Annotated in this window: 15 protein-coding genes and 3 pseudogenes; 13 read left to right on the top strand and 5 right to left on the bottom strand. The window is 43.8% G+C overall.

All coding sequences use genetic code 11. The features are described from left to right. Both E5S67_RS25000 and E5S67_RS32680 read right to left on the bottom strand, forming a co-directional pair. On the bottom strand, window positions 1-142 hold a 142-nt coding region (locus tag E5S67_RS25000), incomplete at its 3' end, for a transposase family protein (protein WP_246276979.1). A 207-nt stretch (window positions 143-349) separates the two neighbouring features. After that, window positions 350-544, bottom strand: a complete 195-nt coding sequence (locus E5S67_RS32680; RefSeq protein WP_216670702.1) for a helix-turn-helix domain-containing protein — start codon at window positions 542-544, stop codon at window positions 350-352. A gap of 54 nt (window positions 545-598) precedes the next feature. Here E5S67_RS32680 and E5S67_RS24995 point away from each other — a divergent pair. Next, window positions 599-1,333, top strand: a pseudogene (locus E5S67_RS24995) (ISKra4 family transposase); the annotation flags it as partial. A 38-nt stretch (window positions 1,334-1,371) separates the two neighbouring features. On the opposite strand, the pseudogene E5S67_RS33655 reads toward E5S67_RS24995, so the two are convergent. Continuing rightward, window positions 1,372-1,960 (bottom strand): annotated as a pseudogene (locus E5S67_RS33655) (transposase); the annotation flags it as partial. Window positions 1,961-2,092: 132 nt separating this feature from the next. Here E5S67_RS33655 and E5S67_RS24980 point away from each other — a divergent pair. Together E5S67_RS24980 and E5S67_RS24975 are read left to right on the top strand one after the other, a co-directional pair. Then, window positions 2,093-2,248, top strand: a pseudogene (locus tag E5S67_RS24980) (IS1 family transposase); the annotation flags it as partial. Between the two features lie 335 nt (window positions 2,249-2,583). Continuing rightward, a complete protein-coding gene (locus E5S67_RS24975) occupies window positions 2,584-3,048 on the top strand; it encodes a hypothetical protein (RefSeq protein ID WP_172191089.1) in 465 nt (154 codons plus the stop codon). 129 nt (window positions 3,049-3,177) lie between these two features. Here E5S67_RS24975 and sds read toward each other — a convergent pair whose 3' ends face one another. Continuing rightward, window positions 3,178-4,149 carry a solanesyl diphosphate synthase gene (gene sds / locus E5S67_RS24970; protein WP_172191087.1) on the bottom strand — a complete coding sequence of 324 codons (972 nt, stop codon included), beginning with the start codon at window positions 4,147-4,149 and terminating at the stop codon, window positions 3,178-3,180. Between the two features lie 1,831 nt (window positions 4,150-5,980). Here sds and E5S67_RS24960 point away from each other — a divergent pair. The 10 genes from E5S67_RS24960 (at window position 5,981) to E5S67_RS24920 (ending at window position 19,430) form a co-directional block, all read left to right on the top strand. Beyond that, window positions 5,981-6,199 carry an ATP-binding protein gene (locus tag E5S67_RS24960; RefSeq protein WP_172191083.1) on the top strand — a complete coding sequence of 73 codons (219 nt, stop codon included), beginning with the start codon at window positions 5,981-5,983 and terminating at the stop codon, window positions 6,197-6,199. Window positions 6,200-6,353: 154 nt separating this feature from the next. Beyond that, window positions 6,354-8,903, top strand: a complete 2,550-nt coding sequence (locus E5S67_RS24955; protein ID WP_172191081.1) for a CBS domain-containing protein — start codon at window positions 6,354-6,356, stop codon at window positions 8,901-8,903. A 50-nt stretch (window positions 8,904-8,953) separates the two neighbouring features. Continuing rightward, the gene (locus tag E5S67_RS24950) at window positions 8,954-9,352 is read left to right on the top strand and encodes a response regulator (RefSeq protein ID WP_172191079.1); all 399 of its coding nucleotides are present in this window, start codon (window positions 8,954-8,956) and stop codon (window positions 9,350-9,352) included. After that, complete coding sequence (locus E5S67_RS24945) at window positions 9,349-12,507, top strand: PAS domain S-box protein (protein ID WP_172191077.1); 3,159 nt, start codon at window positions 9,349-9,351, stop codon at window positions 12,505-12,507. Before E5S67_RS24950 ends, E5S67_RS24945 begins: the two co-directional genes overlap by 4 nt. Continuing rightward, a complete protein-coding gene (locus E5S67_RS24940; protein WP_172191075.1) occupies window positions 12,485-12,721 on the top strand; it encodes a hypothetical protein in 237 nt (78 codons plus the stop codon). The genes E5S67_RS24945 and E5S67_RS24940 overlap by 23 nt, the downstream gene beginning before the upstream one ends. A gap of 130 nt (window positions 12,722-12,851) precedes the next feature. Next, a complete protein-coding gene (locus E5S67_RS24935) occupies window positions 12,852-14,789 on the top strand; it encodes a response regulator (protein WP_172191073.1) in 1,938 nt (645 codons plus the stop codon). Beyond that, a complete protein-coding gene (locus tag E5S67_RS24930; protein WP_172191071.1) occupies window positions 14,790-16,697 on the top strand; it encodes a PAS domain S-box protein in 1,908 nt (635 codons plus the stop codon). It abuts the gene before it with no gap. A gap of 334 nt (window positions 16,698-17,031) precedes the next feature. Next, on the top strand, window positions 17,032-17,187 hold the full coding sequence (locus E5S67_RS32675) for a hypothetical protein (RefSeq protein WP_216670701.1): 156 nt from the start codon (window positions 17,032-17,034) through the stop codon (window positions 17,185-17,187). Next, complete coding sequence (locus E5S67_RS24925) at window positions 17,184-17,636, top strand: response regulator (RefSeq protein ID WP_172191069.1); 453 nt, start codon at window positions 17,184-17,186, stop codon at window positions 17,634-17,636. Before E5S67_RS32675 ends, E5S67_RS24925 begins: the two co-directional genes overlap by 4 nt. A 192-nt stretch (window positions 17,637-17,828) precedes the next feature. Continuing rightward, complete coding sequence (locus E5S67_RS24920) at window positions 17,829-19,430, top strand: diguanylate cyclase domain-containing protein (protein WP_246276978.1); 1,602 nt, start codon at window positions 17,829-17,831, stop codon at window positions 19,428-19,430. Between the two features lie 256 nt (window positions 19,431-19,686). Here E5S67_RS24920 and E5S67_RS24915 read toward each other — a convergent pair whose 3' ends face one another. Further along, complete coding sequence (locus E5S67_RS24915; protein ID WP_172191068.1) at window positions 19,687-24,714, bottom strand: PAS domain S-box protein; 5,028 nt, start codon at window positions 24,712-24,714, stop codon at window positions 19,687-19,689. Window positions 24,715-25,069 lie beyond the last annotated feature (355 nt).

The following is a 25,069-nucleotide window of genomic DNA, read 5'->3' as shown; positions in this document are numbered from 1 at the left end:
CCACCCATCCGTCTGCACCGCTGATGACAGCTAGAATCGCAATCGCGATGATATCTTTGAGTAAGTGTTCTTTACTTCTTTCTATTCTTGGGTCCTTCAATTTGGCAAAATGTTCTAAAAAACAGGTATTTAAAATATTCATTGAAGGCAATGAATCTGTTTGTTTTTGTTGGGAAGTTACAGCTTTACTAAAACCTCTTGCCATTGATAATACTTATAAACTACATAAAAATTAGTCCGAGATAACTGTAGCATATTTTGGGTTAAAGTTAAGATGCGTTTACCCTGCAATTCTACCAAGGTTGCATCGGGATGTGCTGCCACTATTTATCTTACTTCTGTTGAGCCGTTATTTAAATGACTTAATCTGGGTTTCCCACTCTCGTTTAGGCTGTAAATTTCCTTCTATTTTTTGTTGCTTGACAAGTTTTTGAACTAAGCTTTTACTGCAGGCAAATATTTCTGCTGTTTTTCTGATCGACAGCTTCTGATCTAGATGGGCTGCTACTATTTTGTATCGCAAATCTACTGAGTATGCTTTCATTGGTATATTATTTTTAGTCAATTCTATTGTACCTCATAACATCCGGAAGCGCTGTATCAAAAAAGAGAAAAAGATTGAGAAACATTCACAGGAATCCGAGTCGCTCATAGTACATTGCAAAGAATGGTAAAGCGACAAGAATTTGAATTACCTACATCTAAACAAGGAGTCCAAGAAATCACATTAGATGGAGGAAAAGTTAGGCTACGTAACGAAAAAAAGGGTGAGCCATATTATTGGAAAGATTATAAAGCCCTGTGTTTAGATAATGTTTATTGCGGAGCATTTTTTCAAAACAATCAAGATTTAATTGATTGGAGTAATAGCCAAAAATTGCTGTATCCTATATATTGTATAGGAGATGGGCATCCCGGAATTTGTCACCTATTTCAAGAAATTGGAGGCCCTGAACAAAGACAAGAAATCTTAGATTGGTATCATCTGAAAGAAAATCTCGCTGACGCAGGGGGTTCACTGAAACGATTAAAGCAAGCAGAAAGTCTGTTGTGGTCAGGGAAAGTTAATGAAGTTATAAATTTATTTGAAGACCTGAAAAGAAAAGCATTTAAAACATTTTGCAATTATGTATAAACCCATCGCAACCGAATAGTTAACTACCAATACTATCAAGAATAATCCTTAAGTTCTATCGGTTCTGGAACAGTGGAATCAACGATTAAAAGAATTGGACGAAGGGTGAAACTATCGGGGGCACAGTGGAAGATGGAGAGTGTTTCCTCTATACTTTCTCTTCGCTGTGCTTATCTCAATAGTCAACTTTCCACTTGATGTATTTGCAAAAGTGAGATGCACCCCTTCTGATTCTCCCGATGCAGGATGTCTATGATTGACTCTGTTTTTTCTCGCGCTGAATTTAAGATTTTTAAGTCGGTGGGGTACGTGATATCTGCTGGCCCACAAGTGGCATCGATTATTAGCTTTCCTCTATTTTTTCCCTCACTTGCTTTTTCCGCTTCTGTTCCACTCTCCTGAGAACCTTCTAATCTACTCTCTTGGCTTCTCTTCACCACCCGTTCATTCACTTTGTTGACTACATTTATATTGATTCGCTGTCGAAAGTGAACTAGCATTGAAGCATCGAACGGCGGTTCTTGCCTATACTCCCCAAGACCGATGAAATACTGCAAATATGGGTTTTCTTTGATTTGTTCTACCGTTTCTCGCTGAGCTGATTTCTAATTTCTCTTTGATGATTAAAGCCCCTAATGCCATTCTGAAGCTTTTGGCGGGTGATCCCATTTCTACTGAAAATAAGGTGGCGTATTCTGCCTCAAACTCTAACCAGGGTATTAGTTCGGCTAAGATTACCCACCGATTATCCGGTGACAATTTTCCCTCAAAGGGAAGTTTAAATTCCGACGGTGAGGGGGGTTCTTCCTGCGTTGGTCGGTACATGGTCTGCTGCCTACTTCCTGATGGTGATGCAAGGTTTTCACGCTATTTTACACCATTCTCTTGCACCATCACAGGTCTGTGTTACCGGGTAATCTATACAGCGTCTCCTTTTCGCTTTTCTTCAGCAAGCCCTATATAGAAAGATTCAATAATACAATCAGGCAAAGAATAGCTATATTAGGGAGAAAAGTCCTTTCATTTTCTAAAAAACTTTCTAATCATATTGGCGCTATTTGGTATTTTCTCCATTATTATAACGTTTCTTTACAACAAGTCAATAACGCTTAAAAACCTGACTGTGCAGCACTACCGGACAGACTAATGAACATTCTTTGAGATGTAATGTACTTTATTTCCATTTTTGTATATAATACCTAGTTTACTACGATTTAAGCCTTAACTAAACCGTATTGAACTATAGTGGAAATAGCTTGATGTGGCAAGTCTGTTTTTTAGATCACGGGGAATCAACTCCGTCGTGCCGTTTGCCCGGCGGGATCGCGAGGGAGACGCTCGTGCCCCACATGGCGTACTATCTCTATGGGGCAGTGCTGGGTAATATATACTTGGACGCGCACCTGCTAACCTGAAACTTTTAATTTTAGATATCAAAGAACTGACTGATGGATTTAGACCAACAGATTCAAGCATTGATCGAAAAAGCTCCGCCCGACGGTTCGACGCCACAAATCTTAAAGGCGATCGCCCCGGCCCTGGTGTTAATTGCCCAACAGCTACAGCATCTCGAATACTCGATCCTGCAAGCGGTAGACCAAAGTTGGGCGATCGTGGTTTTGAGCAATCTCAAGCAACCGGGACGGGAGAAGAAGGTGATTTATGCTTGGACCAGTCTTAAAGATGCGTCGCAGGCCGCGGCTGCTGCGGGCGATCGTCTCAGACCGGTGCTTTTGCCTGTCACTCACATATTATTTCAGATGATAGCTCTTGAAGGTCTTGACAGTATTGTTTTTTTTGAAAGTCCCGGCAATCAGGAAGTCGGAACCGAAATCCCTCGCGAGCAAGTGCAGAACTTAATTAACGTTTACTTGCAACAGTATCGAGCGGCTCCACCGCCAGATATTGCTTAAACTACTCAATTTCCTATTAATTGGTAATAGGGCATTAGACACTGGGCATCGGGCATTACTCATTACCAATTCCCCATTGCCAATTCCCCATTACCAATTCCTCGTAAAGTTTATGTAACTTTTTCACCTTTAATAAAGTCGGCTCAAAACGTAATCTGCCAAGTCAATCAAAGCTTGGCGGGACTCAGAATGCGGCAGCGAAGCTAAGTATTCGACGGCTTTCTGTGCGTGATGGGTAGCTAGTTCTCGCGATCGCTCTATGCCTTTAGAATCTTTTACCAATGCCAGAGCCTGCTCTATATCTCCTTCTTCGGCGAACTCGCGTTCTATGAGAACTTCCAAGTAAGGCTTTTCTTCTAGGCCAAATAGCGCTGGCGCTGTCAGATTCCCGCTTCTGAGATCCGAGCCTGCGGGTTTCCCCAGAGTTTCCGTTGAAGCAGTGAAATCTAATATATCATCTACTATTTGAAAGGCTAAACCAATATTGCGCCCGTAGTTGTACAAATCGTCTGCTATTTCCGCTGAAACCTCGCTCAGACAACCGGCTGCTTTGGAACTGTTGGCGATTAAAGATGCTGTTTTGTAGTAACTTTTTTCGAGGTACGCTTCGATCGACAAGCTGGTGTCAAATCCATTTAGTCCCTGTTGAATTTCCCCCTCAGCTAAATCCATAATCACTTCGGAAAGCAGTTTGACTACTGGCAGGTTGTCCAGATTTGCCAAATGCCAGGAAGATTGAGCAAACAGAAAATCTCCCGCCAATACTGCCACTCGGTTGTTAAACCGACTGTGTACCGTCGGTACTCCCCGCCGCAGATCTGACTCGTCTACCACGTCGTCGTGAACCAAACTTGCTGTGTGGATCATTTCCGTGATTTCAGCGAGGCGGCGGTGTTTTTCTGTGATTGGACGATCGGGCATAGTTGTCCGGGCTATTAACAGGACGATTGCGGGTCTCACCCGTTTTCCCTTTGTGCCGAATAAGTATTCTGCAGCCGCGTACAATATGGGATGACGGGCACCCACTAACTGTTTTAAGTTTTCTGTCAACAGTCGCAGGTCTTCTTCAACCGAGGAAAATAGGAGAGAGCTAGAGATCATGGATACGCCGACTCAAGCGGTAAAGTAACAAAATTTTACATATCATATCTTTATTTTAAGGTAATTCTCTGCAATAGGAAAGAATAATCTAGGCGATCGGCAGTTATTTGTCATCTGCAGCCCGAGCCGAGTCACGCGACAGCCAGAGGCGAGTAGCCCGCTGCCGCAGGGGTTGCCCCTATTGTATAGAATTGTTAAGGACATTGCCAAAAAATCTCTAAATCCCAGAAACCCTGTGTTATTATAGGAGTTAAGGATTTAAACAATTCTATACATTAAGTACAGCCAGACTGGCAGGTAGCTTCCAGGAGCCTGTAAGAGTTTCTTAGAGCCAGCCTTGTTAGTCGATCGCAGCGAAAATTTCTGGGACAGATTTTTAGTTCCTCGTGGCTAAAATTTTTCAGGATTTAAGACTAGCGCATCTTATGTGCACGGTAGCTCAAAGCAGCTAAAGTGGATGGTTTTAGGCTGTTTAAGCATCTGTAAAGCAGTAAATCATTATTGACCGGGAACGCCTAAATGTTCCCGCAGACTTGATATGGAAAAGCAGCCTTCAGAACCAAGGGATGGTCTTGGGTGCTGACTTAATGTAGTAGGTCTTGAACTTGTCCTCCTCCTCCTAGTCCTTGACTTTTAGTTCTAATTATGATTTATCGCGATATTCCTCTAATTATTCCCATTTTGGCCGCCGGCTATGTAATGACTATTTATGTACTGCTGATGTTGGCCGAACGCAGCGCTAAAATAACTCGATTGGGCGAGTAGTGTACTGCTCGGCAGCGGAATCCGGCAGTAGCGCGCTCGCTTCACCGTTGAGAATTCGGAATACTCAATAATAACCCTGCCTTGAATGCTTGTGCACAAAGGCAGGGTTATTATTTACAATTGCGGACACAGTGATTTTCTGGGGTAGGAGTTAGTGCAACACTTTAAACAGTTTCAGGGCTTAAGCATGGGGGCGCTTATTGCGGGTTTATACGAAAAATTTTGCGTCGAACAACGATAAATACACGAATAAACCGGGTTGCTTCGGTCTGCGTGCGTAAGCGCACTAAGTTTTGAACTCGTAGTCTGAAACCCTTGATTGACCAGGAAGCCTATAGTGTACCTCGGCAAGCGAAGCCTTCGTACCGATCGCCCTTAAACCCTTATTATACGGTTTGACCTCAAAAACTGTCCGAAGTGTTGCACTATGGAAATTCACCGATTTCTGCTTGGCTCTCTGACAGCAAATATCATGTCAGGGAAACCCTGCCAAGGTTTCGAGAAAGCTATCAAAGTGCGATCAAAAACGGAGCTTTTGAAGTTGTCGGTTATTGTGACAAACACAAATATCAATATTCCTATTTGGTCGGGCAAGAGCTTACAGACCTCTAAGATGAAATTGCCGAGTTTAGCAACCTGGTAGTTCAACTCAAACAATCAATAAACTTGCAGTGGAATCAAATATTTCATCAAGCGGTGCTTAAATGCCTGAGTCAGGCAGATATTGCCTGCACTTTATCCACGCCTTGCCAAGAAAAGCATCTGCTGCCAGTGCTACAGACAGAGCAGCAAAAGTAATTTTTGCTTTGTTTAAATATTTTCCCTATAGCTGTACGGAATAAAAGATACTTGCCAGTATTAATGACGGTCTTAAAACTATATTAACTATTTATAAAAACTAACTTAGAGACGAAAAATTCATTGCATGAAATCATCAAAAGTTACTCTCTGAATTGCTGTGATATTCAGGCGCACTCAATCAATTTTGGACAAATATAATTTACAATGTTATTCAGTCAATGAACAATTGCAAAGTTTCAACAGTAGGGTAATAGTAGAAAATTAGATGCTGCTCGTCAGCGTCATTGATAGCCTTGATGGAATTTTTCCGGAGATTTTGCCGCGAATCGTGGAGCCGTTATTTACCACAAAAAACGCCAAGGAAGGCAGCAGGTTGGGACTGGATATTGTTAAAAAGATTGTGGAAAAACATTCGGTTAAAATAGAAGTAGCGTCAGTTATAGGTCAAAAGACCTTTATCGTGTCAGTCCCGATCGCCGTTTAGCGCTATCCTACTAACAATCATACGGATGCGACCTAAAAATATAACTCTAGACCGGTGTCAAACCTCGATTGCGGTAAGCGTGCCGCCACTGTTCTGGAATCTAAAATGGTATTAATTATCGGTTCCGCTTACATCTATCCCCCTTGATTTGCCCATGTCAACCACAGCTTCTGATACTCAAAGCTTGCTAGAACAGGCGATCGACCCCAAACCGCCGATGCTGCCTCCAGACACACCTGTGAAAGTCGCGATCGCTGCCATGACTCAGGCGGGCGCCAGTTGTATTTTAATCGCTCAGGGTCAGCAACTGCTCGGAATTTTTACAGAGCGCGATGTTGTGAAAATAACTGCTAGCGGTATTTCGGTAGCAGAGGGGGTAATTTCTGAGGTAATGACTGAAAATCCGATCGCCATTTCCCTCGATAAAGCGGGGAATATTTTCAGGGTATTGAGCATATTGCGATCGAAAAGAATCCGTCACTTGCCCCTCACAGACGAAGGCGGAAACTTGCTAGGCGCCATCACCTGCGAAAGCATCCGTCAAACCCTGAAACCGGGCGACTTGCTGAAAATGTGGCGCGCAGAAGAAATTATGACTACAAAAGTAATAGTTACTTCAACGAGCACCTCTGTTTTAGAAGTCGCAAAACAGATGATAACCCAGCGCCAAAGCTGCATAGTCATTTGCACTGACAGCGACAACAAACATCAGAAACCTGTGGGCATAATTACAGAAAGCGACATTGTTAAATTCCAAGTTTCTGGACTCGATTTCGCCGGCACTCCTGCCGCCGCCGCCATGAGTTTTCCCCTGATCCCGCTGCCGATAAAAGCCACATTGTGGCAGGCTCACCAGTTCATGCAGCAGCACGGCATCCGGCGCTTGGTGGTGGTGGACGAGGGAGGATATTTAGCCGGAATCGTGAGCCAAAGTACCCTGCTGCACGCCTTAGATCCGGTAGAAATCCAAGCGAATGTCGAGCTTTTGCAAGAAACAGTTGCCGAACAGATCCAGGAGTTAAAAAAAGTTAACGAACAATTGCAAAAAGAAGCACTTCGGAGAACCGAAGTGGAGGAACAGTTGAGGCTTTTAAATAAAAGTTTAGAAAAAGAAACTCAACAGCAAACTTTAGAATTAATTAATGCTAACAGCCAGTTAAAAAAGGAAATACAAGACCGCGCCACCGCTGAAGCTGAAGTCCGCCGCCTCAACACCGAACTCGAACAGCGAGTTCAAGACCGCACGGTTCAACTAGCAGCCAGCAACGAAGAATTGCAGCAAGAAATTAGCGAGCGCCAATTGCTAGAAAAAAAATTGCACTTTTCTGAAAGCAAAGTTCGCGCCGTTTTTGAAGCAATGACCGACATAGTTCTCGTGCTAGAAAATCCTGGCAACATAGAAGTTTTACCGACAAACACGGCGGCGTTATTAGAGCCTAATTGCGATATAGTTAGCCTCACAATCGAACATTTTTTTGACGACGACAACCCGGATAATTGGTGGATGTTAGTTCAGCAAGTGTTAGAGACCCAACAAACGCTCAATTTCGACTACAGCTTAACAGTGGGCGACCGCGAAATTTGGTTTTCTGCCTGCATTTCTCTGTTCTCAAAAAATTCAGTGATTTGGGTTGCCCGTAACATCAGCGATCGCAAAATAGCCGAGTCAGCGCTGTGCCATAAAAATGCAGAATTATCTCATACCTTGGAAGAACTGAAGCGCACTCAAAAAGAACTGATTCAATCAGAAAAAATGGCAGCCCTCGGACAGTTAATTGCCGGAGTTGCTCACGAAATCAATTCTCCTTTAGGGGCGATTCGCTCCTCGGTGCAGAACATTGCCGACTTCTGGGCGGAACAATTGCAGCAGTTGCCGATATTTTTCCAGCAACTATCCCCGGAAAGGCAGCAGGATTTTTTTGCGCTGCTGCACAAGTCAAGTCAAGAAACAGACGCCTTATCTAGTAAAGAAAAACGTCAGTTAAAAAAACTTTTGCAGCGGCAATTAGAAGCAGAAAAAATTGAGAACGCCGACAGCCTTGCTTGTACATTATTAGATATTGGCATATGCAATTTAGAAACTTTTTTACCTTTATTGAAAGACACCCAAAGTCCAAATTTTTTACAAACCGCCTACCAATTCGCTACGGTACAAAAAAGCACTAAAAATATTGCTAATGCAACAGATAGGGCAGCTAAAATTGTTTTTGCTTTGAAAAGCTACTCTCGTTACGACCAGTCTGGTTCCAAAACAATCGCTAACATTACCGACGGTATTGATACTGTTTTAACGCTTTACCACTACCAAATCAAACACGGCGTGGAAGTAATCAGAAACTATGGTACTGATTTGCCCTCTGTGCTATGCTATCCTGATGAACTCAATCAAGTTTGGACAAACTTGCTTCACAATGCTTTACAAGCGATGGGCAACAAAGGAGTGTTGAAAATTGATGCCAAACACCAAGATAACGTAATATTAGTCAGTATTACCGATAGTGGTAAAGGCATTCCCCCAGAAATTATGCCGAGAATTTTTGAGCCGTTTTTCACGACCAAACTTCCGGGAGAAGGTAGCGGTTTGGGATTGGATATAGTTCAGAAAATTCTGGAAAAACACCAAGGTGAAATGCAAGTAGAAAGCGTGCCAGGCAAAACCAAATTTACTATATCCTTGCCCATTGGAATCCCGGATAGCAATTAAAGAAATGCGGAAATGCCCCAAGTTTTAAAATTAAAGACAAGTAAAATTTTATGCCAAAACCAGTAATTTTGTGCGTTGACGATGAAGTTGTAGTCTTAAACAGTTTAAAAATTCAGCTTAAAAAAGAATTTGGGGATGCTTACCTCTATGAAGTAGCAGAAAATGCAGATGAAGCTTTGGAAATTCTAGAAGAAATTCAAGAAGAAGATGAAAATGATATTTTGGTCATAGTATCTGACTGGTTAATGCCAGGTATTAAAGGAGATGAATTTTTGATTATGGTTCACCAAAAATATCCCAAGATTGTGAAAGTCATGCTGACCGGGCAAGCCGACGAAGTAGCAATAGCACGGGTGAAAGAGCAAGCAAACTTGCACCGCTGTTTGTACAAGCCGTGGGATCGCAAAGAATTAGTAGAAACTATAAAATCTGGTTTGGCAAAAATATGAACAATAAACCTGTGATTATTTGCGTGGATGACGAACCGATAATTCTTGAAAGTTTGAAAATGGAGTTAAAAAAAACACTGGGAGAAGAACACTTATTAGAAACCGCTGAAGGTGGCGAAGATGCTTTAGAGTTAATCGAGGAATTGCTGGCAGAAAACTGCGAAATCGTGGCAGTGATTTCCGACTATCTGATGCCCCATATCAAAGGAGACGAATTGCTGAAGCAAATTCACAGAGTTTCGCCAAAAACTATCAAAATTATGCTGACGGGGCAAGCAGACATCGAAGCAGTGGCGAATACTATTAAATATGCTAAATTGTACCGCTACATATCGAAGCCTTGGCAGTCAGAAGATTTGAAATTGACGGTGAAAGAAGCAGTCAACAGCTATTTTATGGAGAAACAATTAGCGGAACAAAACGCTCAACTCCAAAAGCTGAATCAAGAATTGGAAACTGTAATCGAGGAGCGGACTGCACAACTGCGCTTGTCAGAGGAAAAGTTTGCCAAAGCTTTTCGTTCTTCTCCGAACCCGATTACTATTACCAGACTTAAAGATGGTCGTTATTTAGAAATTAATGAGGCTTTTTGCCAGACAATTGGTTATTCTGCTGCTGAAATTATCGATCGCACGGCGCTTGATTTGAATCTTTGGGAAAGTATACAAGCCCGTGCCGAGCTGTTTAAAATGTTAGAAAGTCAAAAAATAGTTCGCAACTACGAATTTGATTTGCGAACTAAAAGTGGGGCACTTAAAACTGGCTTGCTGTCAGCAGAAATTATTGACATTCATGGCGAAACCTGCGTAATTTCTGTGATTCAAGATATTAGCGATCGCAAATTAGCCGAAGAAAAACTCCGAGCTGTAGCGGCTTCTTTAGCAGCAGCGCAAAGAATCGCCCGTGTCGGCAATTGGGAATGTGATTTATCGGCCAACACAACTACTTGGTCGGAAGAGTTATCTCGGATTTTCGGGCTCGATTCAACCCAGGCTGCGCCAACACTAACTGAGTTTTCGCAATATGTGCATCCGGACGATCGACAAAAGTGGCAAACAACGATCGACACTGCTATTGCTAGCGGACAATCCTACAGCTTGGAATATCGAATTCTGAGGCCTGAACCGAAAATTGCTGCGGATAATTGCCCGTCACAAATAAGTGAAGCCGGCTTCATCCGCTACATCGAAGCCAGAGGAGAAGTAGTTGCCAACCAACAAGGACAAGTGACAAAACTATTCACAACTTTGATGGACATTACCCCACGCAAGCTGGCAGAAATAGCCCTAACAGAGAGCGAAGAAAAATACCGTCATTTAGTTGAAACTTCCCAAGATATTATCTGGTCTTGCAATGCTGAAGGGCACATTACTTTTGTGAACCAAGCAGTTAAACAAATCTACGGTTACGAGCCTGAAGAAATGCTCGGCTGTTCTTTTAGCGATTTCTTAGCGCCAGGAGAAATAGACTGGAAATGGGAACTCCAGCAGCGGTTGCTGACGGGAAAAACTGTGTTTCAGTACGAAAATATAGTATTAGGAAAAGACGGCAGACAGATTGATGTAAATACCAAGGCGATCGCGCGCATGGACGCTGAAGGAAACATCATCGGCACAACTGGCACAGCTAGCGATATTACCGAGCGGAAACAAGCAGGAATAGCCCTGCAAAAAGCCAAAGAAGAAGCCGACAGAGCCAACAGGGCGAAAAGTGAATTCCTCTCGAATATGAGCCACGAATTGCGAACTCCCCTCAACGCAATTCTCGGTTTCAGCCAACTTCTGGCGCGCGACGCAGCCCTCGGTGCCGACCAACAGCAATACTTAGGAATTATTAGCCGCAGCGGGGAACACTTGCTCGAGCTGATTAACAATATTCTGCAAATGTCAAAAATTGAAGTCGGGCTCGTGACAGTTAATAATAGCACCTTCGACTTGCATAAAATGCTAAAAAGTACTGAAGATATGCTGAAGCTGCAAGCCGAAAAAAAAGGGTTACAGTTAATTTTTGATTCCACACCAGACTTACCTCAATACGTAGAAACAGACGAAAGCAAGTTGCGTCAAGTATTAATTAATGTAGTGGTAAATGCTATTAAGTTTACTGCGGAAGGTGGTGTTAATCTGAGAATAAAACATGAGAGGTTGGGGAATAAAAATCACGAAGAGATGCCGATCATTAACAATTGCTGTTTGCTATTTGAAGTTGAAGATACGGGGTGGGGAATTTCTGTGGCAGAAATGGACAATTTGTTTAAACCTTTTGCGCAAACAGAAAGCGGGAAAAAAGCTCAAGAAGGAACTGGTTTAGGCTTGCCGATTAGCAAACAGTTCCTGGAGTTAATGGGAGGAAAAATAACGGTAACAAGCAGCGTCGGTCGCGGCAGCATTTTTAGATTTGATGTTAAAGTTTCCCTCCCCAATCCAGTGGAAATTCAGGTGGCTCAAACAGCTCGTCGCGTTGTGAGTCTCACACCCGGACAGCCGGAATACCGCATTTTAGCTGTTGACGATCGCCTGGAAAGCCGCTTGCTGTTGGTTAGAATGCTGACATCCCTCGGCTTTGCTGTGCAGGACGCTGAAAATGGCGTTCAAGCTGTGGAAATGTGGTCGAGTTGGGAACCTCATTTGATTTGGATGGATATGCGGATGCCGGTGATGGACGGCTATGAAGCTACTAAACAGATTAAAGCACATTTGAAAGGTCAAGCAACGGTGATTATTGCTCTGACTGCAAGTGCTTTTGATGAGGAGCGATCGCTAATTTTGTCTGCTGGTTGCGATGATTTTGTAGCGAAGCCTTTTCGGGAGCAAGTGATTCTGGAAAAGATGGCTAAATATCTGGGAGTCAGCTATGTTTACGATCGAGAAGCTTCGCCAAGTTCAGATGCTGTGGCGTCCGGTGAAGTGTCCGCGGTAACTGAAACGGCTAATTTTCCTTTTACGCTAAATGCTTCATTTTTTGAAGCTATGTCTGCTGAATGGGTTGATGAATTGTACGCGGCAGCGGATGCGGTTGATAACGAGGAGATTTTTCGGCTGCTGTTGTTGATTCCTCCGATTCATGCTGATTTCTGCAGGGCGATAGCCGATTTGGTGAAGAACTTCCGGTGCGATCAGATTATCGATTTGATTGAGGAGTGTAGAAAATTTTGAAGGAAGAAGGAATAACGAAGAAGGAAGAAGGAAGAAGAAGGAAGAAGGAAGAAGGAAGAAGGAAGAAGGAAGAAGGGAGAGGGGCAGGTTCAGGATTATTGATGATTTAGGTGGAGCGACTATTTGTAAACTCGCCTGCGGGCGATCGGCTAATTTACCTGTAGCCAAGCTCCCAAACCTGGTAATCATCAGCCATTGCAATTATAAAATCTAAAATTTAAAATCTATAATATTATAAGTTCTGTAAATATAAAAGTAGTCGATTCACGAGGGAGTGCTATAATGACTATTTAACCAGTTTTCATAATTTCAACAATTTTCAATTTAACCAAAACATAGCATCGATGACCAGCAATCAAACAGAAGAGAATAAAGGCAACATATTAATTGTTGACGACACTCCAGAAAATTTGCAAGTTTTATCAGCAACGCTGTCAGATCGGGGCTACAAAGTCCGGGGCGTAATTAACGGCAAAATGGCAATCAGAGCAGCGCGCTCTGGTTCTCCAGATTTGATTTTGCTCGACATCAAAATGCCCGAAATAGACGGCTACCAAGTCTGCACGCAGCTCAAGGCCGATCCGAAAACATCAGAAATTCCCGTTATTTTTATAAGCGCTTTAGATGAAGTATTGGACAAAGTAACCGCCTTTAAAGTAGGAGGTGTTGACTATATCACAAAACCCTTTCATGTAGCCGAAGTTTTAGCGAGAATCGAAAACCAACTAACTATCCAAAGACTGAAAAAACAATTGCTAGATCGCAATACCGAACTGCAACAAGAAATAATAGAACGCAAAAAAGCCGAAGAAACCGCGGCCGCTGCATCGCTCGCAAAAAGTCAATTTGTTGCCAACATGAGCCACGAATTGCGGACTCCCCTGAACGCCATCCTGGGTTTTACCCAAGTCATGAGCCGCGACTCTTTACTCAGCCACGAAAATCTCGAAAATCTCCGAATTATTAACCGCAGCGGTCAACATCTGCTGGAACTAATTAACGATGTTTTAGACTTGTCGAAAATAGAAGCAGGAATAATTGGCTTAGATGAACGCAGCTTCGATCTTTATCAAATTCTCGAAACTCTCGAAGAGATGTTTCAAATTAAAGCTGAAACTAAGAATTTGCAACTAAGATTTTTCGTGCAGGCGGATGTTCCCCAATATATAAAAACTGACGAAAAAAAGCTGCGCGTATGCTTGATTAACCTGCTGGGAAATGCCATAAAATTCACTCTAGATGGTGGTCGTATTTGGCTGCGCGTGAGCGTGGAAAGCCAGCAGCAGCTAACCGAAGCGGAAATTTATTCTAACTCTACATCGGGCGCAGAAGTTTTAATTTTGTTTGAAGTTGAAGATACCGGAGTTGGCATACCAGCAGCAGAAATTGACACTTTATTTGATGCTTTCGTGCAAACTGAAGCAGGTAGAAATGCGGCTGACGGTACGGGATTGGGTTTGACAATTACTAAAAAATATGTGCAGATAATGGGCGGAGATATTGGGTTCAAAAGTGTTTTAGGTAAGGGAACTAGTTTTAAATTTAACATCCGAGTATTGCCCACTACTTCGTCTGAAATAACAGTCGTGACATTGCAGCGGGCGATCGGATTAGAAGCAGATCAACCGATTTATCGGATTTTAGCAATTGACGACAATCAAGAAAATCGGCTGCTGCTGATTAAAATGCTGCAACCAATTGGTTTTGAAGTCCGAGAAGCGGAAAACGGTCGCCAAGCTGTTGAAATTTGGGAAAGTTGGCAGCCTCATTTAATTTGGCTGGATACACGAATGCCAGTAATGGACGGTTTTGAAGCTGTCAGACAAATTAGAGCTAAAGAGAAACAAACTCAGCGGCGAACTGTAATTATTGCTCTGACTGCTAGCACTTTTGAGGAAAAAAAAGGCGAAATAATCGCCGCAGGTTGCGACGATTTTGTGCGCAAACCTTTTCAAGAACAAATCCTCTTTGATAAGATGGCTTGCTACTTGGGAGTGCGCTATATTTATCAAGAGTTGCCCGGGCTACCAGTCGGGGCTTTAGGGCGTTATTTTGTGAGCGACAAACCCGATTCATTTTTCAGAGGGCTGCTGGCCCAGATGCCTCAAAGTTGGGTGCAGGAACTCTACGATGCAGCTAATGATGTTAATGAAGAGCTGGCGATTGAAATTGTCGATCGCATCTGGGAAAGTCATCCAACTTTAGCTCAGGCTTTAAAAGATTTACTTACCGATTACCGACTCGACAAGATAATGGATTTAACTCAATCGAGTTTAAAATAAATGGATAATAGCCAAATTAAAGTATTGGTGGTTGATGACCAACCGAGCAATCTGCGGTTCTTATCTAAGCTGCTAATAGCCCAGGGGTATCAAGTTTACCGAGCTATTTGCGGTCAACTGGCGTTGAATGTTGCGATCGCCCATTGCCCCGATTTAATTTTGCTTGACATTAGAATGCCAGAAATGAACGGTTATGAAGTTTGTCGGAGACTGAAAGCGACAGCGGAAACCGAACAAATTCCAGTAATTTTTTTAAGCGTATTAGATGACATTAATGATAAATTACAAGCTTTTAGAGTTGGCGGTGCCGACTATATTGCCAAACCATTTCAAGTAGAAGAAGTTTTAGCGCGCATCGACAAGCAAGTCTGCTTGCAAAAACTGCAACAGCAATTAAAAGAGCAAAATTCTCAACTGCAACAGTCACAGTCGCTGCTTGCTAGCATATTAAATAGTTCCTTAGACGGTATGGTGGCTTATTCTGCCATCCGCAACAGTGAGGGAAATATTGTGGATTTCCAGTGGCTGTTGATCAACCCTGCCGCCGAAAAATTTTCTGGGATGCCATTTAATGAGATAGTTGGCAAGAATTTGTTGGCAGAAATTTCCCAAGTTCGCAAGAACGGGTTATTTGATTTGTATGTTTCTGTCGTAGAAACAGGAGAAAGTGTAGACAAAGAATTTTATTACGAATACCAGGGAGATACAAGTGCTTGGCTGCACATTGTTGCGGTCAAGTTAAACGATGGCCTAGCAGTAACATTTCGCAACATTACCGAGCGCAAACGAGCCGAAATTGCCCTGCGAGACAGCGAAGAACGCTTCCGCGCGATATTCGAGCAAGCTGCGGTCGGCATAGCTAAAACCGCCCTTGGCGGTCAATTTATGCGGGTAAATCCCGGTTTTTGCCAAATTGTTCGCTATGCAGAATCGGAATTGTTGCAGCAAAATTGGCAGGCAATTACTCACCCGGATGACATCGAAGCTGACAGAGAATATGTGCGATCGCTGTTAGCAGGGAAAATTAAAACTTTTTCTCTGGAAAAGCGTTTGATCTGCAAAGATGAGGCAGTGCGCTGGGCGAATGTTACTGTTTCGGCAATGCGCGATGTCAAGGGGACGCCGCAGTATTTGATTTGTGCGATCGAGGATATTTCCCAGCGCAAGCTGGTACAAGAATTGCTGCAAGCGAGTTTAGACACTCAAACCCGCTACGCTCAAGAATTAACTCGTTCTAATGCCGAACTCGAACAGTTTGCCTACGTGGCTTCTCACGATTTGCAAGCGCCTTTGAACACGATTGCGGGCTACGCTCAACTATTAGAAAACCGCTGTCACAACCAACTTGATGCCCAAGGAAATAAATTTCTCCGCAATATTGTTAATTCTTGCGGGCGGATGCAGGCGCTGATTGATGACTTGCTGGAATATTCGCGGGTTGGTCGCAGTGAGAAACCTTTTGATGTGATAGATTGCAATCTGGTTTTTGAGGATGCTTGCGCTAATTTGCAGTTAGCCATCCGCCAAAATCAAGCTTCTGTTACTAAGGGCGATTTGCCAAGGGTAAGAGGTGACAGTTTTCAACTGCTGCAACTGTTTCAAAATTTAATTGGCAACGCCATTAAGTACCGCAGCAGCGCGGCGCCGATGGTGCGCGTCAGCGCTTGTCCTGAGGGGGATAGCTGGGTTTTTTCAGTGCAGGACAACGGTATTGGAATTGCCGAACAGTACCATCGGCGAATTTTTCAGATTTTTCAGCGCTTGCACACCCAAAAACAGTATTCAGGAACTGGTATCGGTTTAGCGATTTGTCAAAGAATTGTCGATCGGCATGGCGGCCGCCTTTGGGTAGAATCAGAACTCAATCGAGGTTCAACTTTTTATTTTTCTATTCCTATACCAAAGTGAAGTCACCCGTCCGCCTGCAGCAGTCAGCCGTTCTTTACTTAAGCTTTAAATAGCTTTATGTTTTCTTTACACAAATGGTCATTAAGTGTAGCATATTCACTGATGACATCTAGCTACAAATCAATCACGATAAATCTATTAGCTCTATCCTTATACAAGTTATAAATCAGCGGTGCGCGCAAGAATTGTCAGTTTTTTTCAATTGTATCCAAAGCATCTTGCTTTGGGATGCAGTAGTTTCCCTAGTAGTTCGCGGACAAGGATTTGTGATGTCTTTGCAGCTAGCCGGTACTCGAACAGACTATCAAGTGAAACAAGCATAATTCGCAAACCTTTGCAAATCGACGAAAACCGTAAATTCCTGCAACACACATTTAGTGTTCTCAGCCTGATTTGCCGGATGATGGCAATAGATGCTTTGCAGGCGCTCAGACACGGCTCAAAGTCCCGCAACCTCACAAAAGCCATTCGTAGTGAGGCAAAGCCGTGAATTATCAAAAGAAAAGATTTACTCTTTTAATAGCAAACGATGACGAGGACACGCGCTTTTTGGTGAAGGAAGCACTTCGAGAAGTTCGTTTAGCAATTAGGAGCGAATTTGTGGAAAATGGAGAACAAGTGCTAGACTACTTGTACCGTCGAGGTCAATATGTTGGTAGCAGCGATTGGCACCAGGCAGACCTGATACTTTTGGATCTGAATATGCCGAGGCTTGACGGGCTAGAAACACTAACTTCGATCAGATCTGACCCCCATTTGCAACAAATTCCGGTTGTAATCCTCACAACTTCGCACCGCAGGGGAGATATCTTGCTTTGCTATCGCTTGGGGGCAAATTCTTTCATATCCAAACCAGTCACTTTTGAAGGATTGCTTGAAGTAATGAAGACTTTATGTAAGTATTGGTTTGAAATCGTTTCACTCCCGCCGGATATGTAAGCTTTAATTGAGGGCTAAATCGATAGTTTGAGTGTAGAGTAAATTTGATAAACCGATATATTAGCCCGATCGCAAGTATCGCTATCAAAACTCACAAGTTTCCTTCGACTCGCTCCGAACGCTATAGTTGTGTTAACACGTAACAAATGTCTGAAAATTTTGTTGGTTGAGGATGACCTGGCAGCTCCGACCATGATCGAAGACCTTTTAGGGTCATTCAGCCAGTCTCTATTTCTTCTCCAAACGGTTAAGTCTCTGGAGATAGGAGTCGGGTGTCTGGAAGAAGAAAAGTTTGACGCCGTACTATTAGATTTGTCAGTGTCAGACTGCTTGGGAGGATGCGAGGCGATCGCAGTTTTGAAAGCGCGATGGCCCACAGTGCCAATTGTGGTGGTGACAGAGATCAACGATGAAAATACGGCGCTGTCGGTATTGCGGTGGGGCGCTCAAGATTGTTTGGTAAAGGGAAAATTTCACAGAGAAATGCTGGTGCGGGCAATCCATTACGCGATCGAACGCCAGAAAATCGAAGAACAATTGCGACAGCAGGCCCTCCGAGAGCGGCTGTTGGGCAAAATGATCGAACATATTCGATCCTCAATAGACGCGGCAAGCATTCTCCAAAGTACCGTCGCAGAAGTGCGCCAATTTCTCAAAACAGACCGCGTTTTAATTTATCGTTGCCAGGATTGGTCGTCTAAACTCGACGGGGAAGAGGAAAAAGGTGCGATCGTCGCAGGTGACGGTTTGCCATGCGGTTATATTGAAAACCACAATATTAGTGCTGCTTTGGCGGTGTCATGCTGTGTTTTGGTCGAATCCCAGTCTGTACAAGCAATAGCAGATGTCAGCGCTGCCGACTTGGCTGGCAGTTGCAAAGAATTGCTGGCAGATTGTGAAATGACAGCAGTTGTCAGCGTTCCAATTTGGCAATCTGGCGACTGGGAAACGGTAAACAAAACACAAGAAAGCACTGTTTTGGAAGCCGAAAAAAATCAAGATGCAGCCGAAAATTATATGTGCCGCCTGCCGGCGAGTCGCAAACCGCAGGCGCAGGGTTCAAGTGCGACGGCTTCGATCGCAAAAAATGGCAATAGTTTGTGGGGAATGCTGACAGCATACAATTGCAGCGGTGTCAGGGAATGGCAGCAGTGGGAAATAGATTTTTTACAGCAGTTGGCAAATCAAATGGCGATCGCGATCGAACAATCTCAACTTTACCGCCAGCTAGCAATAGCAAATCAAAAATTGCAGCAACTGGCAACTACTGACGGACTGACTGGCATTGCCAATCGTCGCCAGTTCGATCGCGTTTTGAGATTAGAGTGGCGCAGATTGGCAAGAGAAGAACTGCCGCTGTCTTTAATTATGTTTGACCTCGATTTTTTTAAACTTTACAACGAATTTTATGGGCACCTCGGCGGGGACGATTGTTTGCACCAAGTTGCCGGGGCGATCGCCAGGGCTACCAACCGGGCTGGGGATTTGGCCGCCCGCTACGGTGGCGAAGAATTTGCCGTAGTGCTGCCCAACACTAGCGCCGAAGGGGCAAACATTGTCGCCCGGAAAATTTGCGACGGCATCGCCAGCTTGAAACTGCCCCACGCGCGATCGCCGATCGGCCCCTACGTTACCCTCAGTTGCGGCAGTGCTACGGCGATTCCTTCTGCCCAGGAATCTCCCGACATCCTAATTCGCAGCGCTGACAGCGCCCTTTATCAAGCCAAAACCGAAGGCAAAAATCGCATTTGTCACGCCAGAAGTAACTGGGAATCTTCCCCGATTTTTATGTAAAAGTTGAAGGTAATTGCTAATTAGTAATTGGTAACTGGTAATTGGTAATTGGTAATATCGTGTTTAATTTTCCCCTCACAACTCACAACTCATATCGTTGACCTGTGCATCGGAATAAGAATTTTCCGAGTGCCGTGCGAGCCGGACGCGATCGAGTGAGCCGGAGCGAGCGGAATGCTCGCTTGCAGGTTATAATTCCAATGTTACCGTATTTGATATTACTCATTACTGCTGCGCAATTTCCAATTACCAATTCCTAATTTATTCCCCCTTTCTTCGATATCGTACCAGTTAAATTCGGCCGCACTGGAATTTCAATCAAAAACTCCGCTCCCTCTCCTAATGTCGAAATACAGCTCAATCGGCCGCCGTGCCGATCGACTATAATCGAGTGAGAAATAGACAGTCCCAAACCCGTTCCCTTGCCCACAGGTTTAGTCGTGAAAAACGGGTCAAACAGCCTCGATCGCACCGAGTCCGTTATCCCCAGCCCGTTGTCGGCAATAGATACCGCTACGAAGCCCGCAGCAGCCTGATAACTGCGAATAGCGATCGTGCTGGGATGTCGATCGCACTCCTCGATCGGACGCTGCTTGTCGCGTTCTTCCAAAGCATCGATCGCATTAATCAAAATATTCATAAATACCTGATTCAACTCGCCCGGAAAACATTCTATTTGCGGTAATAGTTGGTAATCTTTAACTATCTGAATCCCCGGATGGCTGCTGTGAGATTTTAACCGATTTTGCAAAATCATCAAAGTGCTATCAATTCCCTCGTGAATGTTGACCGACTTTCCAGCGGACTCGTCCAAGCGGGAAAAGTTGCGCAAGGATTTCACGATCTCGACAATTCGCTCTGTTCCTACTTGCATCGAATTAAACAATTTCGGGGAATCCTCAGCAATATAATCCAAGTCTATTCGATCAATTTGCTCCAAGACTTGGGCTGGAGGATTAGGACAGTAATTCTGGTAAAGTTTAATCAATTCCAGCAAATCTAAAGTGTAATTGCGAGCCGGACTGAGATTACCGTGAATCAAGCTAACGGGGTTATTAATTTCGTGAGCAACACCAGCAACTAACTGACCCAAACTCACCATTTTTTCATTTTGAACGAGCTGAGCTTGAGTGGTTCTGAGTTTGTTAATAGCTGCTTCTAACTCTAGCGCTTTTGAACGTTCTCGCGCTTCCGATTCCTGCAAAGCTGACTCGGCTTGTTTGCGATCGGCAATTTCAGTTTGTGCTTGCTCAAACAGCATCGATTGCTGGATCGCGATCGCCAACTGCACGCTAATTTGTTTGAGACACTCGACCTCAATTTCCAGCCAGCGGCGACTGCCCGCGCACTCGTGGGCAATTAATAACCCCCACAACTTCTCGCCTTGCAAAATCGGCACTACCAAATTAGCTCGCACCTGAAATTGACTTAATAAATTAATGTAGCACTGGGAAAGATCGGCTTTATAAATATCATCCACAGCTACAGCGCGTCCGTGTTCGCAAGCAGAAACATAGCTGTATTCAAAGCAATAATCATTAATAGTTATTCCTTGAATCGACTGCCAATTTTTGTCCACCGACTCGACAGTTACAAAACCACTCCAATCGGAATTAAAGCGATAAATAACTGTCCGATCTGTTTGCAAAAACTGCCGTATTTCAGCAACAGTTTTTGTCAAAATCTTTTCTAAATTTAGAGAAGATCGAATGCGTTCCAGCATCCCTACCACCAAGCGTTCTCGCTTTAATTGCTGGCACAAGATAGCCTCGGCAAGTTTGCGAGGACTAATATCTTCAATCATACCAATTAAGTAGCTCGGTTTCCCCAACCCATCTCGCACTAAAGATACACTCACATTAGTCCAAACAAATGAACTGTCTTTGCGAACAAAGCGTTTCTCAATTGAATAATTCAAGATTTCTCCAGCTAATAGTTTGTCGCGGGGCTCGACATCGGCTGCTACATCTTCCGGGTGAGAAATATCCCCAACATTTCGCGCTTTCACTTCCAATTTTGAGTATCCGACAATATTGCAAAACCCTTGATTGGCATTCAAAAATTGACCGTCTGGCCACACTTTAACAATGCCGATCGCCGCTTGTTCAAATACAGCTCGAAATCGCTGTTCGCTTTCTTGCAAAGCAATTTCTGATTTTTTGCGATGGGTAATGTCCATTGCCGTGCCAAACAGCCGCACCACCTGACCAAACTCATTTTTAACAGCTTGTCCTTTAGCGTTAACGTGCCTGATTTCTCCTGATGGAAAATAGATGCGGTGGTCGATATCGTAAGCTGTCCCTTCAGTCACTGCCTTTTGCACAACTTGTGTAAACCTTTCTTGGTCATCGGGATAAATTTGCTCTAAAAGTTCTTCCATTGTCGGCGGGCGATTCAATTCTCGACCGTAAACTCGAAACAGTTCTTCCGACCAAGTAATAATTCCTGGCTCAATATCGAATTCCCAATTGCCGATGCGGGCTATTTTTTGCGCTGCTTGCAACTGTTCGGCAAGTCGTTGCAGAGATGCGATCAACTGCGTTTTTTCGGCTTCTGCTGCAACGCGGGCGCTGATATCTTTGTGAGTGCCTGTTATCCGCAACGGCGCACCCCATTCGTCGTACTCGACTACCTTGCCCATCGCCATAATCCACTGCCAATTGCCCGCTTTGTTGAGCATCCGAAATTCAAATTCATAGATCTCAGTCTCACTTTCCAAATAGGAATTTAAAGATTCCATTACCTTCGGTCGGTCTTCGGGATGCAGCAAACTTTCCCAACCCAGGAGGTTATTTTCAATTTCTGTTTCTGCGTAACCGAGCATTGATTTCCAATGAAAGTCGAAATAAGTTTCGCCAGTAGCTATATTCCAATCCCACAGCCCCAAAGAGCTGCCTGAAACCGCCAACTGCAATCGCTCTTGACTGAGCTTTAATGCCGATTCGGTGCGTTTTAGTTCTGTGAGTTCGGCAATTATGGCTATCATTCCTATTGGTTGAAGCGCGGTATCTTTAATGCAGTCAGCTCGCAATAAACTTTCAACAATTTCGCCACTTTTAGTCTTGATTTCAGTTTCAGTGTTCCAGGAAAAACCTTTCCGCAGCACCCTAAATAGCTTTCTCAAATCTTGAGATTTGGCATACATTACTGCTGGACCTCCGGCATTATTTAGCTCCTCAACTGTATAGCCGTAGCGCTTAATAAATGCTTGATTGTGATAAACGGAATAACCGTCTAAATCTGCGATCGCGATCGCATCACTAGCGCTATCTACAGCTTGAGTTACCAGGCACAGAGTCAGTTCGGCTTGTTTGCGCTCGGTAATGTCAAAAATCGCTCTGTCTATCCACAAAACCAGCCCTTCTAGATTGTAAGTTGGCCTACCTCTTTCCGACATCCACCGCACCGCACCGTCAGCGCGAACAATCCGGTATTCTATATGGTACGGCTGTTTCGACTCTACTGCTGCACTGACTTGTCGATCGACTATTTCCTTGTCTGCCTCATGGATGAGGCTAGCAAAGCTCCAGCGGTTGTTGTGAATAAAATCCTCAGCAGGATAGCCACTAATTGTCTCTATTTCATCGCTGATAAATACCATCGTTTCATCAGCATCATACAAGCTGCGGCAGATAGCGCCGGGGATATTCTCAACGAGCGATCGAAATCTTGCTTCGCTCTCCCGCAAAGCTGCTTCTGTCTGTTTTAAATTAGTAATATCCAGCACCATGCCTTCCCAAACTATATCCCCTTCCTGCCCTATTTCAGTAGGACAATCAACTCGTTCCGGTCTCGCAACCCCTTGCATCCACTTAAATTTTCCCGACGGCACAATCGCGCGCCATTCCTGCTGCCAGGGCTGCATATTTGCCGCAGAAACAGCAAGAGATTCTTCAAATCTTTGGCGGTCGTCTGGATGAATAAAACTAAAAAGTAGTTGGGGATTCTGCTGAATTTTTTCTGGTGCCAATTCATATAAATTGTGGCTGCCAGAAGAAATATAAGGAAAACTTTTTTTTTCGTCTGTCAACAGACGAAATTGATAAATTATTTCCGGCAAATTGCTGCCAATTTGCCGCAGTCTAGCTTCGCTTTCTTGCTGCGCTAATTGTTTGCGCCTATCCTGAGTGATATCTCGAATTATCCCGAGGAGAATTTTACTGCCGTCGGTATTTTCAAACATAGTTTTTTTAGTAGACAGAATGTGCTTTGCACCGCTGGCGTCCGTAAATAATTCCTCGGTCTCGTTTTTTTTCCCCGTCCTAAACACTTGCTGGTCAGTCTGCCAAAAAAATTCAGCTTCTTGTTTTGGGAAAAAGTCGTAATCAGAGTTGCCCAGAAGTTCCTCGCGTTGCTTGCCGATTAGCTTGCAAAAAGCATTATTTAACAGTATCCAGCGGTGCTGTTCGTCCTTGACAAAAATTGGGTCTGCAACTGCATCTATCGTATAATTCAAAAACTTTTTACTAGCTTCGAGTTCTGAGAGTGCTAAAATTTTATCCGTAATATCGTTGATAGTTCCTGTCGTCCCCTGCGCCGCGCCGTTCCAGCTAAACATCAAAAATTCTTGAACTTCCCCCCAGCGAATATCGCCATCTTTGGTAAGATATCGAATTTGATAGCAACAAGATATTTCTTGATTTTCCTTCAAGCCCCTAAACGAATTTAAATATTGGTATTGATCGTCAGAATGAATGTAACTCAAACAGGAGCTTCCTAAGCTTTCATCAAGAGTAAATCCGGTAATTTCCGTCCAAGCCGGATTGAGAAAAGTCCAATTGCCAGCAGTATTTGTTTCAAAAACGACTTCTTTGATATTGTGAACAACCTGCTGGTATTTTTCTTGACTTTTCTGCCATTCTGCTTGCCATTTTTGGCGGGCGATCGCGCACCTGAGCGTCCGCACCAGCAGCCGGCTGTCTACTTGTCTTTTCACCAGATAATCTTGGGCGCCGGCGGCAATTAACTCGACAGCAAGTTCTTCGTCATCGGCGGCTGTCAGAATGACGATCGGAATATTTATACCGCAATCTTGCAGCCGGAAAAGAGTATTAAATTTTGGGCTATCAGGAAGCGAAAGGTCTAATAAAATTACATCAAAAATCTCGCCGCTTAAAATTTCTATAGCTTCCTGGAGACTAACTACATAAGCCAAATCAATTGATAGTGCCTGTGGGCGCTCAGACAGCAGTTCTTGAATGAGTTCTGCATCTTCTGCACAGTCTTCTACTAAAAGAACTTTCAAGCAAGCAGGCGTTAAAGTTGACTCAAAAACAGATGTCATTGGCTATTTTTTAGTAATAAAAAAATCTCAGCAGGGGATGCAGTTACCTAGCTCATTAATTGGGGAACTTAAAGCGCGCAGGCTTGAGGGTGCGCGGGGTGCTAGCAGACCCCCTGATTTATTTGTAGAATTGAGTTATCCGCTGCAAGTTGTCCGCCTCGCCCCAAACCTAGTACCCAACACAATCATACTTTTACCAATGTTGCAATTCCACTCTGTTTTAATTTACAACCTTTGGCAGGGGAATAGCAAGGGGCAAGGGGCAGGGTGCATCTCACTTTGGCACATACATCAAATTGAAAGTTGACCGTTGAGATAAGCACAGCGAAGAGCAAGCATAGAGGAAACGTTCTCA

Origin of the sequence: Microcoleus asticus IPMA8 (assembly GCF_013179805.1) — a bacterium.
GTDB lineage: Bacteria > Cyanobacteriota > Cyanobacteriia > Cyanobacteriales > Microcoleaceae > Microcoleus > Microcoleus asticus.
This window is presented reverse-complemented; position numbering and strand designations above follow the sequence as displayed.